Genomic DNA, 12,522 nt, shown 5'->3' with positions numbered 1-12,522 from the left:
TTATCAAAAACTCAATTATAACTTAAAATAATAAATTATTAATAGTTTAAAATCTTTTCTTTGAGAAAGTTGAAATTTAACAATACTTAGTAAATTAGATTTTATAGCACTTTCAGCTAAGAACCTTTCTAAATTACCATTTACAACGTTATAGTTGCGTGTTTTGATGTTCGTTTTGGTCAAACTAACATACGTGTATTCCAAATAAAAAAAAGCCAAACAAATTTCTAAAATCTGTTTGGCTTTTTCTAAAAACTAAAAATAATTACATCAGCTTAGAAATAATCATTTCTTCAGTAATTCCCTCGGCATCGGCTTTATAATTTTTAATAATTCTATGACGTAAAATTCCAGTAGCCACTGCTTTTACATCTTCAATATCAGGAGAAAATTTCCCATTAAAAGCAGCATTCGCTTTCGCTGCCAAAATTAAATTTTGCGAGGCTCTCGGACCCGCTCCCCAATCTAAATAATTTTTGACAAACTCATTAGACAATGGATTATCAGGTCTTGTTTTACTCACTAATGTTACTGCATACTCAATGACATTATCAGCAACAGGTATTCTACGAATTAATTGTTGGAAATCGATTATTTCTTGAGCTGTAAACAATGGATTTATAGTGTTTTTTATATCTGAAGTAGTTTGTTTCACCACTTGAACTTCTTCTAAAAAAGAAGGATATTCTAGTTTTATAGCAAACATAAAACGATCCAACTGTGCTTCTGGCAACGGATAAGTTCCTTCTTGCTCAATAGGATTTTGAGTTGCCAAAACAAAATAAGGCAAATCTAGTTTATAGTTTTCACCCGCAATAGTAACCGAACGCTCCTGCATCGCTTCTAGTAAAGCTGCCTGAGTTTTTGGTGGCGTTCTGTTGATTTCGTCAGCCAAAATAATATTGGAAAAAATAGGTCCTTTTATGAACTTGAAATGACGGTTTTCATCTAGTATTTCACTTCCAAGTATATCCGATGGCATCAAATCCGGAGTAAACTGAATTCTTTTAAAATCAAGCCCCAATGCTTGTGCAAGGGTATTTACCATCAATGTTTTGGCTAATCCTGGAACTCCTACCAATAATGCATGCCCACCAGAAAATATACAAAGCAAAATTTGATCTACTACATCATTTTGACCTACAATGATTTTTGCTATCTCCGTTTTTAGCTTATTCCTTTTTTGAACCAAGTTATGTATTGCTGCTACGTCTGACATGTATAAAGTATTTAAAATTCAAAAGAGTTAGCATTATGAAATCATAAAACTAACTCTTTTTATTTATTTATTGAAAAATTTTCACTCCTAATTCGAATCTAATGTATGAATAAGAGGACTATTTTTTAAGCCAATTGTTTGTAAAATCGCAATCTCTATATTCACCTATGATTTTGATGTACGTTTCTTTAATCTTTTCATCAAACCATTTTCCGATAGTAGTAATTTGTTTGCTTTTTAAAGCTAAATCTTTTATTTTGATGTAATCTTTAGCATAATCTGCTGCATGTTCATCTATTCTATTGGTTACGGTAATTAATTTGAATGTTTTCTTTCCTTCTTCTCCTTGTTCTAATAAAGGAGCCGAAACTTCACCTTCTTTCAAATTAGAAACTTGGCTGTAAAAAGTAGGATCCATCTTAGTCAATTCAAAACGAGTATCCTGTGTTTTTGGATTAATTAAAGCCCCACCGTTGGCTCTAGTTTCTTTCTCATCCGATAATGTTCTTGCCGCTTCCGCAAAAGTGATTTCTTTATCTTCAATTCTTTTTTTGATTAAAGTAATTTTCTCTTTGGCCTCATTCAATGCTTCTTCCGTCACTGATGGTGTTAATAATATATGGCGCAATTCTATTTCTTGTCCTTTTATTTTTTCTACATAAATGATATGATATCCAAAATCTGTTTGAAAAGGAGCAGAAATTTCTCCTTCAGCAAGGCTAAAAGCAACATCTTTAAACTCTTTTACAAAAGGCGTTCTACGATTCATTTTATAAAAACCACCATTCGATCTTGAACCTGGATCTTGAGAATACAAAACTGCCTTGGTAGAAAAACTAGAACCTTCTTCAATTTCCTTTTTGAAACCATTCAGTTTATCGATTACTTTTTGCTTATCGGCATCCGAAACTTTGGGAGTTACAACGATTTGAGCCACTTCTAACTCTACACCAAAAAAAGGAAGATCTGTAGCAGGTATCGTTTTAAAATAATTACGAACTTCTTCAGGAGTAATTTCTACACCGTCAACAATTTTCTTTTGCATTTCTGAACTTAACTTCCCTTCTTTTAAAATGTCAGAGAAATAAGTTCTAAATTCCTCCTCTGTATCTTTTTTATAATATTTAACTACTTTATCTAAAGAACCGATTTGCTCTACCATATAGTTCAATCGATCTTCCATCATGCCTTTAATCTCAGCATCAGTAACTACAATACTATCTTGAATAGCTTGGTGCGCATATAATTTATCTTCTAATAATTTTCCTAACATTTGGCATCTTGTAATATCTTTTACAGAACCGCCTCCAGCAGAAATTTCAAGATAAGACTTGTCAATATCTGAATCAAGTATGATATAATCACCAACAGTAGCAATTACCCCATCAATTTTTTGTTTTTGATTGGATTGAATTTTTTTAACCGGAGCAATGACACTATCCTTAATAATTTCTTGAGCACTTGCTACAACACTGGAAATAAGCAGAACAAAAAAAGTAAGTGCGATTCTATTATTGATGGATCTCATTTGTATTTTATTTATTGGCATTATTATAATTTTGTATTTATTGTAAAACATCCTTTATTCAACTGTCTTTTATTCAACTGTCTTTAAACCTATTTATAAAGGCCAAAATAATTTTGGCAAATATACACTTTAAGAATCAAGAAGCGAATTGGATTTATAATACAATTTCTTACCATTCTTTAAATTTAAAACGAACAAAAATAACAATTCAATTACATAATACAAGTTTCCTACCTACTATTAACAAAAAATTATAAACGCATTTATTTATTGTAATAATCAGCTCTTAAATCATATAGAAACTCAACGTTAGAAGCCCTGAAATTAAAATCACCATTGTACTTTATCAAATGGGGTCAGTATCATTTTGTTTCCCTTTATCAAACACCACACTTTTCTGCAAAATCTGTTTTTCTTTTCTCATATTTTATTTTTTTCTAAATCGAGTTTTGATTAAAAAATCATTCTCAAAAACAAAAAAAACATTAAAACCAGGACTTAAATTTCTCATTTTTAGCAAACTATTCAAAAAGTTGTAAACACTACAACGTTTTCGTTGTGAATTAAAAAAATTCACATACTACTCGTGTAAGAATTTGTATAAATTAGCTAAAAAAGTGCTTTTTTATCAAAATATAAGACATAAAAATAAATTTACACCAATTATTTAATTTATTTTTTTTGATTTTAATAAAATGAGTTTTATTCCCTAACCTTAAAAACCACTAAATAAAAATTAAATTTCTAGAAATCATATTGTTTTCTATTTTTCAATTATTACCCCAAAACCTATTAATTAAACTAATTTATTCCTTTTATGAAAAAACTAAATTTCAAAACGTATCTATTATCAGCTTTATTAGTTGGTATGTATTCGTGTAATTCGAATGACGATCTGACAACTGATTCTGCTGCTGCAGCTTCACAATTCAAAGTAATCAATGTTACTCATCACGACGGACAACCTTTCAGTACCGGAAAATCAACTAACTCCACAACTGGAAGGTATGTAGCAAATCCTGGCGGGGGTGTTATGATGCAAGCTTTCTATTGGGATGTTCCTGCTGGTGGAACGTGGTGGAATACTGTAAATGCAAAAATAACTGCATGGTCAAATGCTGGTATTGGTTCTATCTGGCTTCCTCCTGTATCCAAGGCGCAAAATGGTCCTTTTTCTATGGGATATGACCCTACAGATTATTTTGATTTTGGAAATTACAATCAAAATGGTACTGTAGAAACACGATTTGGTTCCCGCACAGAACTAGAAAGTCTAATAACAAAAGTCCACGCCGAAAACATGCAAGTATATGCTGATATGGTATTAAATCATAATAGTGGTGGACAATTAGAAAATAATCCTTTTACAGGAACACAAACTTATACTAATTTTACTGGTGTTGCATCTGGTAAATTCCCAAGAACTAGTGCTGATTTTTATAAAAATGCGTACGGAAATAACGATGAAGGTTCTTTTGGTGGTTTTCCTGACTTAGCTCATGTGGTACCAAATGTACAAGACTGGCTTTGGAAAAGAGCAGATGGAGTCGGTAAATATTATAAAAATACGATGAAATTTGACGGATGGAGATTTGATTACGTTAAAGGTTTTGCTCCGTGGGTTATAAAAGACTGGAATGCAAACGTTGGTGGATTCTCAGTTGGCGAGTTATGGGATTCTAATGTAAACATCCTAAATGATTGGGCAAATAATGCCAATAGTTCTGTTTTTGATTTTGCCTGTTATTATAAAATGAACGATGCATTTGACGGAAACAATTTAAATCTTTTGAATGATGACATGATGTGGAAAAGAAATCCTTATAAAGCGGTTACTTTCGTTTCTAATCATGACACCGATGAAATTTGGAAAAAAGAGCTAGCCTATGCTTATATTTTAACTCACGAAGGATATCCAACTATTTTTTACAGGGATTATGAGGAATGGTTGAATAAAGCAAAAATGGATAATCTTATTTGGATTCACAACAATAAAGGAACCGGAACAACTTCTATTTTATTCACCGATACCGATGAATATATTGCTCGAAGAAATGGCTATAATGGAAATCCCGGTTTAGTGGTTTACATCAATAACTCATCAACTTGGCAAGAAAGATGGATTCAAACGAATTGGGCTAATGCACAAATCAAAGATTTTACCGGAAATTCAACTTGGTTCCCTACAACCCAAGGCGATAAATGGGTTAAAATTCAGTGTCCGCCAAATGGATATTCTATTTGGTCAATCAATATGTAACACCTAAATATTATAAAGGCTGTCTTAAAAGGCAGCCTTCTTTTTTCTCAGTTATTAAATTTTTACGACCCTAATAGTGATTTAAAATAACATCAATTGCAACTTAAAAACTCGGCTACTCATTTAGACAATACAATTTTTTTAATTGGCATTTATAAATAGTACTTTTGCAAACTATTTATACAAATATGGGCTTTTTAGAAGAAATACAACGCAGAAGAACTTTCGGGATTATCTCACATCCTGATGCCGGAAAAACAACACTTACTGAGAAACTCCTCCTTTTTGGTGGTGCGATTCAAGAAGCAGGTGCCGTAAAGAATAATAAAATTAAAAAAGGTGCTACCAGTGACTTTATGGAAATTGAACGCCAGAGAGGAATTTCGGTTTCAACCTCAGTTTTAGCATTCAATTATAAAGAGAAAAAAATAAACATTCTTGATACCCCTGGACACAAGGATTTTGCCGAGGATACTTTTAGAACTTTAACCGCTGTTGACAGTGTTATAGTTGTAATTGATGTTGCCAAAGGTGTAGAGGAACAAACAGAGAAATTAGTTGCAGTTTGTAGAATGCGAAAAATTCCAATTATCGTATTCATTAACAAATTAGACCGAGAAGGAAAAGACGCTTTTGACTTGATGGATGAAGTAGAACAAAAACTAGGTTTAACAGTTACACCATTGAGCTTTCCTATTGGAATGGGATATGATTTTCAAGGAATCTATAATTTATGGGAACAAAACATCAACTTGTTTAGTGGTGACAGCCGCAAAAACATTGAAGAAACAATTGCGTTTTCTGATGTTCAAAATCCAGAATTAGAAAAAATCATCGGTCAAAAACCTGCTGATAAATTACGTGAAGAACTAGAGCTGATAGACGAGGTTTATCCTAAATTTGATCGTCAAGATTATTTAGACGGCAAGCTTCAACCTGTATTTTTTGGTTCTGCTTTGAATAATTTTGGAGTAAGAGAATTATTGGACTGCTTTGTTCAAATTGCTCCATCGCCAAGACCTAAAGATTCAGAAACCCGATTAGTCGATCCTAAAGAAGAAAAAATGTCTGGATTTGTTTTTAAAATCCACGCCAATATGGATCCAAAACATAGAGACCGTTTGGCTTTTATAAAAATTGTTTCTGGAACTTTTGAAAGAAACAAACCTTATTACCACGTACGTCAAAAAAAGAACTTAAAATTCTCGAGTCCAAACGCATTTTTTGCAGAAAAGAAAGAAATTGTAGATATATCGTATCCTGGTGATATTGTTGGTTTACATGATACTGGAAATTTTAAAATTGGGGATACGTTGACCGAAGGGGAAATCATGAGTTTCAAAGGAATTCCGAGTTTCTCTCCAGAGCATTTCCGATACATCAATAATGCTGATCCAATGAAAGCGAAACAATTGGACAAAGGAATTGATCAGCTGATGGACGAAGGTGTTGCACAACTTTTTACGCTTGAAATGAACAACCGAAAAATTATTGGAACTGTTGGTGCGCTTCAATATGAGGTTATCCAATATCGTTTAGAGCATGAATATGGCGCCAAATGTACCTATGAAAATTTCCCGGTACACAAAGCATGTTGGGTAAAGCCAAACGATCCAAAAAGTGAAGAGTTCAAAGAATTTAGAAGAATCAAACAAAAATTCTTAGCCCATGATAAGTATGGACAGTTAGTGTTCTTAGCCGATTCTGATTTTACAATCCAAATGACTCAGAATAAATATCCGAATGTCAAATTATTTTTTACTTCAGAATTTGAGTAAAAATATTCTTTTGAATAATTTACAAAAAAAACGCTAATTTTTAATTAGCGTTTTTTCTATATACCTTTTAAAATAAACCTCCACTTAAGCCATCATACTATCAGCATCTACTGCTTTCTTTAAAAAAGCTTTTATTAACAAACGGTTTGGAGCAGAACCAGATGTTATAACCTGTATTTTTGTATTTGTATTTTCTTTAGACATTTTTCCATTTACACCTTGCTTTGTTCCCATAAACCATAATACGAAATTCATACTATTTGAATAGGAAACTGCTGAAACACTTTCTTTATTTGTATTGCTACTAACTTCAATAGTATTAATATCCACTAACTTTTGAGCAGATTGACCAAATACAGATACGTTTGACATTAAAATAAAAACAACCAAAATCAAGAGATTAGAAATCCCTTTTTTATTGTCCATTTTTATAGAAAAATACTTCATAACAATTCGTTTTTTTTTGATAATAAATAGGATTTACTTCCTTTATCGAGAACGAAAGTATAGCATTTATTTACTGTCAAAAAATATTTTCGATGAAGCACATTAATAATCGTTTAAAACACAAACTTGTTACCAAGACTTTGATTTTAATGATATTTTTCTATCCATTTATTAAATGAAAAATAGTATTTGATTTATTTCTTTTAAAATTCAAAAATAAAGAAACGATAAATAACGGAATATCAATAAAACCTTTAAAGAACTTGTAATTAGTCTAAAAGGTAGCATTAACGGATTTCACATTGAAAAAAAAGAATTGTAATCTATAAACAAAAAAAGGCTCCATTTCTGGAGCCTTTTAAAATATTATGCTTGTCCTGCTGGACCAAAATTAAGCGGTATGGGTGCTTGTTCAGTGTCTTTTATTTCGCCATTAGCGACTTCAAAACGGTGAATATTTTCTCCAATTGCTTTCAACAATCTTTTAGCATGTTGTGGCGTCAAGACGATTCTTGATTTCACCTTAGCTTTAGGAATACCAGGCATGATGCTTACAAAATCTAAAACAAACTCTGATGAAGAGTGATTTATTATTGCCAAGTTGGAATAAATTCCTTCAGCAATTTTTTCATCTAGCTCAATATTAATTTGCTCTTGTTGTTGATTAGAATTACTCATATCTTAATAAATATATTCTTCTTTGTTAGCCATCATATCGTTGTAATCTTCTTTTGACCCCACAATTGTATTGTCATATTCTCTCATACCTGTTCCGGCAGGGATTCTATGTCCTACAATTACATTTTCTTTCAATCCTTCTAAGTAATCGATTTTACCTGCAACAGCAGCTTCGTTCAATACTTTAGTAGTTTCTTGGAAAGATGCAGCAGAAATAAACGATTTCGTTTGAAGCGATGCTCTAGTAATACCTTGTAAAACTGGTGTTGCTGTTGCAGTAACAACATCACGAGCTACAACAAGATTTTTATCTGTACGTTTCAATAAAGAGTTTTCATCACGCAACTCACGAGGCGTAATAATTTGTCCTTCTTTTAATGCACTAGAATCTCCAGCATCTTCAACTACTTTCATACCATATAATTTATCGTTTTGAACGATGAAATCTTTAGTGTGAATTAATTGATCTTCTAAGAATAAAGTATCACCTGGATCCTGAACTCTTACTTTACGCATCATTTGACGTATCACTACTTCAAAGTGTTTGTCGTTGATTTTTACCCCTTGTAAACGGTATACTTCTTGAATTTCGTTAACCAAATACTGTTGAACAGCAGCTGGTCCTTGGATTCTTAAAATATCATCCGGAGTAATTGCCCCATCAGATAAAGGCACCCCTGCTCTTACGAAGTCATTTTCTTGAACTAGAATTTGGCTTGATAATTTAACCAAGTATTTTCTAACGTCACCAAATTTAGATTCGATAACAATCTCACGATTTCCTCTTTTGATTTTTCCAAAAGAAACAACACCATCGATTTCAGAAACAACAGCTGGGTTTGAAGGATTACGAGCCTCTAACAACTCTGTAATTCTTGGTAAACCTCCTGTAATATCTCCAGATTTAGAAGAACGACGTGGGATTTTTACCAATACTTTACCTGCTTTAATTTTCTCACCGTTTTCAACCATCAAGTGGGCTCCAACTGGTAAGTTATAAGAACGAATTAGTTCCCCTTCTTTACCGTAAACCAATAAAGTTGGGATTAATTTTTTAGCTCTAGATTCAGAAATAACTTTTTCTTGGAAACCAGTTTGCTCATCAATTTCAACCATGAACGATTGACCTTGCTCTAAATCTTCGTAAGCAATTTTACCAGTAAACTCAGAAACGATAACTCCATTATATGGATCCCATTTACAGATTACATCTCCTTTACCAACAGATTGACCGTCTTTAACGAAGATACTAGAACCATAAGGAATATTGTTTGTACTTAATAAGATACCTGTTCTTTCATCAATTAATTTCAATTCAGTAGAACGAGATACAACAATATCAACTGCATTACCTTCACTATCTTCACCTTTTACAGTTTTCAAATCTTCAATTTCAAGCTTACCTGCAAATTTAGTAATGATACTCGATTCTTCAGAAATACCACCCGCAACCCCACCTACGTGGAAAGTACGTAATGTTAACTGAGTACCAGGCTCTCCAATAGATTGTGCTGCAATTACACCAACTGCCTCACCTCTTTGTGTCATTTTACCAGTAGCTAAGTTTCTACCGTAACATTTCGCACAAATACCTTTCAATGCTTCACAAGTTAATGGAGAACGCACTTCTACTTTCTCAATTGGAGAAGCGTCAATTGCTTTCATTATAACTTCAGTGATTTGTTGTCCAGATTGAACTAAAACTTCATTGTTTAAAGGATTAATTACGTCTTGTAAAACAACACGTCCTAAAATTCTTTCTCCTAATGATTCAACAATTTCCTCATTTTTCTTCAATGCTGATACTTCAACACCTCTTAATGTACCACAATCTTCGATGTTAACAATAACATCTTGAGATACATCATGTAATCTTCTTGTTAAATATCCTGCATCGGCAGTTTTCAATGCCGTATCCGCAAGACCCTTACGCGCACCGTGAGTAGAGATAAAGTACTCAAGGATAGAAAGACCTTCTTTAAAGTTAGAAAGAATCGGGTTTTCAATAATCTCACCACCACCAGCAGTCGATTTTTTAGGCTTAGCCATCAAACCACGCATACCAGTTAACTGACGAATTTGTTCTTTGGAACCCCTTGCTCCAGAATCAAGCATCATATACACTGAGTTGAAACCTTGTTGGTCTTCTCTAATGTTTTTCATTGCTAACTCTGTCAATTGAGCATTTGCTGAAGTCCAAACATCAATAACTTGGTTGTAACGTTCGTTATTTGTAATAAGACCCATGTTATAATTTGCAGAAATACCTCCTACTTGCTCTCTTGCGTCGGCAATTAATTTAGGTTTCTGATCTGGAATTCTAATATCCCCAAGAGAGAATGACAAACCACCTTTGAAGGCAAATTTGTACCCCATGTCTTTCATGTTATCCAAGAAAGCCGCAGTTGTAGGTACATCAGTAGAACTCAAAACGTGACCGATAATATCTCTAAGGTTTTTCTTAGTCAATACATCATTGATATATCCAGCTGCTTCCGGTACTACTTCATTAAATAATACACGACCCGCAGTTGTTTGTATAATTTGGTATACTAATTCACCAGCTTCATTAAAATCTTTTGCTCTAATTTTTACTCTAGCATTCAATTCTAATCTTCCTTCATTCAAAGCAATATTTACTTCTTCAGCAGAATAAAAAGTAATTCCTTCGCCTAAAATTTTAAGCTCTGGAGTAGATAAACGTTCTTTGGTCATATAGTATAGACCCAAAACCATATCCTGAGAAGGTACCGTGATAGGAGCTCCATTTGCAGGATTCAAGATATTGTGAGAACCCAACATTAATAGTTGTGCTTCCAAAATCGCTTCTGGTCCTAACGGTAAGTGAACTGCCATTTGATCCCCATCAAAATCCGCATTAAATGCAGTACAAACTAAAGGGTGCAATTGGATTGCTTTTCCTTCAATTAATTTTGGTTGGAATGCTTGAATACCTAATCTGTGCAAAGTAGGAGCACGATTCAGTAATATTGGGTGACCTTTGATTACATTTTCAAGGATATCCCAAACTACAGGCTCTTTTTTATCTATTATTTTCTTAGCTGATTTTACAGTTTTTACAATTCCTCTTTCTATCAATTTACGGATAACGAAAGGTTTGTATAATTCTGCTGCCATATCTTTAGGGATACCACATTCAGATAATTTCAATTCAGGTCCAACAACAATTACCGAACGAGCAGAATAATCCACACGTTTTCCAAGTAAGTTTTGACGGAAACGTCCTTGCTTACCTTTCAATGAATCAGAAAGTGATTTCAATGGTCTGTTAGATTCTGTTTTTACAGCAGATGCTTTACGTGTATTATCGAAAAGTGAATCTACTGATTCTTGCAACATACGTTTTTCGTTTCTCAAGATAACTTCTGGAGCTTTAATCTCCATTAATCTTTTCAAACGGTTGTTACGTATAATTACACGACGGTATAAATCATTTAAATCTGAAGTCGCAAAACGACCTCCATCAAGTGGAACTAATGGACGTAATTCTGGTGGAATAACTGGTACCACTTTCATAATCATCCATTCTGGACGATTCTCACGGTTCAAGTTAGACTCACGGAAAGATTCAACAACTTGTAATCTTTTTAACGCTTCTGTTTTACGCTGTTTAGACGTTTCATTGTTAGCATTGTGTCTCAATTGGTAAGACAATGCATCAAGATCTATTCTTGCTAATAAATCCATAATACACTCTGCTCCCATTTTGGCAACAAATTTATTAGGATCAAAATCATCTAGATACTGGTTGTCAGCAGGAAGAGTATCTAAAATATTTAAATATTCTTCTTCTGTCAAAAAGTCTAATCTTTGCAATGATTCACCTTCTGCATTTTTAGCGATACCCGCTTGGATTACTACGTATCTTTCGTAGTAAATAATCATGTCTAATTTCTTAGATGGAAGACCAAGGATATAACCAATTTTGTTTGGAAGAGAACGGAAATACCAGATATGAGCAATTGGCACAACAAGGTTGATGTGACCTACTCTGTCTCTACGTACTTTTTTCTCCGTAACTTCTACACCACAACGGTCACAGATGATTCCTTTGTAACGTATTCTTTTATACTTACCACAAGCACATTCAAAATCTTTTACTGGTCCGAAAATACGTTCACAGAAAAGACCATCACGCTCAGGCTTGTGCGTTCTGTAGTTGATTGTTTCCGGCTTTAATACTTCACCTCTTGATTCTTTCAAGATAGATTCAGGAGAAGCAAGTCCTATTGAGATTTTATTAAACCTTTTTACAGGGTTTTTATCTTTGCTATTATTATTTCTATTATTCATCATAGTTTTTACTATTGATTTATTTGCAATTAAAAAATTGATTCTTGTTTAAGTCGAAAGTTTGAAAGTCGAAAGTCGAAAGTCACACTAGACTTTAAAAACTTTAAGACATTTGACTTTATGACTGTAACATTACCTCGGATTACTTCTCTAAACTTCAACAAATTTTTGAAGTGCTAGTTATAAAATCTTTTGAAATTTTATAAAAAATCGGAACGGTTTACGGGTCTAAATCCTAAAAACTCTTATAAATGAGTAATCAGTTTTTAGGTATTGCTACCTAAAAACTGAATACTGA

General features: G+C 33.0%; 7 protein-coding genes. 2 read left to right on the top strand and 5 right to left on the bottom strand.

Annotated elements, in window-relative coordinates:
• Positions 1 to 265 precede the first annotated feature (265 nt).
• Positions 266 to 1,219, bottom strand: a complete 954-nt coding sequence (locus V5J73_RS03175; RefSeq protein WP_338647563.1) for an AAA family ATPase — start codon at positions 1,217 to 1,219, stop codon at positions 266 to 268.
• Positions 1,220 to 1,337: 118 nt separating this feature from the next.
• Entirely contained in the window at positions 1,338 to 2,768 is a 1,431-nt protein-coding gene (locus V5J73_RS03170; protein WP_338647561.1) for a peptidylprolyl isomerase, read from the bottom strand.
• Between the two features lie 796 nt (positions 2,769 to 3,564).
• On the opposite strand from V5J73_RS03170, the gene V5J73_RS03165 reads away from it, so the two are divergent.
• Together V5J73_RS03165 and V5J73_RS03160 are read left to right on the top strand one after the other, a co-directional pair.
• Complete coding sequence (locus V5J73_RS03165; protein WP_338647559.1) at positions 3,565 to 5,007, top strand: alpha-amylase; 1,443 nt, start codon at positions 3,565 to 3,567, stop codon at positions 5,005 to 5,007.
• A 188-nt stretch (positions 5,008 to 5,195) separates the two neighbouring features.
• Entirely contained in the window at positions 5,196 to 6,785 is a 1,590-nt protein-coding gene (locus V5J73_RS03160) for a peptide chain release factor 3 (protein WP_338647557.1), read from the top strand.
• A gap of 84 nt (positions 6,786 to 6,869) precedes the next feature.
• Here V5J73_RS03160 and V5J73_RS03155 read toward each other — a convergent pair whose 3' ends face one another.
• From V5J73_RS03155 to rpoC, 3 genes are all read right to left on the bottom strand, one after another.
• Entirely contained in the window at positions 6,870 to 7,232 is a 363-nt protein-coding gene (locus V5J73_RS03155; RefSeq protein ID WP_338647556.1) for a hypothetical protein, read from the bottom strand.
• Between the two features lie 366 nt (positions 7,233 to 7,598).
• Positions 7,599 to 7,910 (bottom strand): DUF3467 domain-containing protein, encoded by a 312-nt coding sequence (locus V5J73_RS03150; RefSeq protein WP_143386194.1) that lies wholly within the window; start codon positions 7,908 to 7,910, stop codon positions 7,599 to 7,601.
• Positions 7,911 to 7,913: 3 nt separating this feature from the next.
• Positions 7,914 to 12,227, bottom strand: coding sequence for a DNA-directed RNA polymerase subunit beta' (rpoC, locus tag V5J73_RS03145; RefSeq protein WP_338647554.1), 4,314 nt, complete (start codon positions 12,225 to 12,227; stop codon positions 7,914 to 7,916).
• Between the last annotated feature and the right edge of the window lie 295 nt (positions 12,228 to 12,522).

Origin of the sequence: Flavobacterium sp. KS-LB2, from assembly GCF_036895565.1 — a bacterium.
Taxonomy (GTDB): Bacteria; Bacteroidota; Bacteroidia; order Flavobacteriales; family Flavobacteriaceae; genus Flavobacterium.
Note: the sequence above shows the minus strand (reverse complement) of the source record. Positions and strands in the feature narration are given on the sequence as shown.

Bases quoted from the DNA above. Each gene is read 5' to 3' on its own strand.
- V5J73_RS03155 (WP_338647556.1), bottom strand. From the start codon at position 7,232: ATGAAGTATTTTTCTATAAAAATGGACAATAAAAAAGGGATTTCTAAT.
- V5J73_RS03175 (WP_338647563.1), bottom strand. From the start codon at position 1,219: ATGTCAGACGTAGCAGCAATACATAACTTGGTTCAAAAAAGGAATAAG.
- V5J73_RS03150 (WP_143386194.1), bottom strand. From the start codon at position 7,910: ATGAGTAATTCTAATCAACAACAAGAGCAAATTAATATTGAGCTAGAT.
- V5J73_RS03165 (WP_338647559.1), top strand. From the start codon at position 3,565: ATGAAAAAACTAAATTTCAAAACGTATCTATTATCAGCTTTATTAGTT.
- V5J73_RS03160 (WP_338647557.1), top strand. From the start codon at position 5,196: ATGGGCTTTTTAGAAGAAATACAACGCAGAAGAACTTTCGGGATTATC.
- V5J73_RS03170 (WP_338647561.1), bottom strand. From the start codon at position 2,768: ATGCCAATAAATAAAATACAAATGAGATCCATCAATAATAGAATCGCA.
- rpoC (WP_338647554.1), bottom strand. From the start codon at position 12,227: ATGATGAATAATAGAAATAATAATAGCAAAGATAAAAACCCTGTAAAA.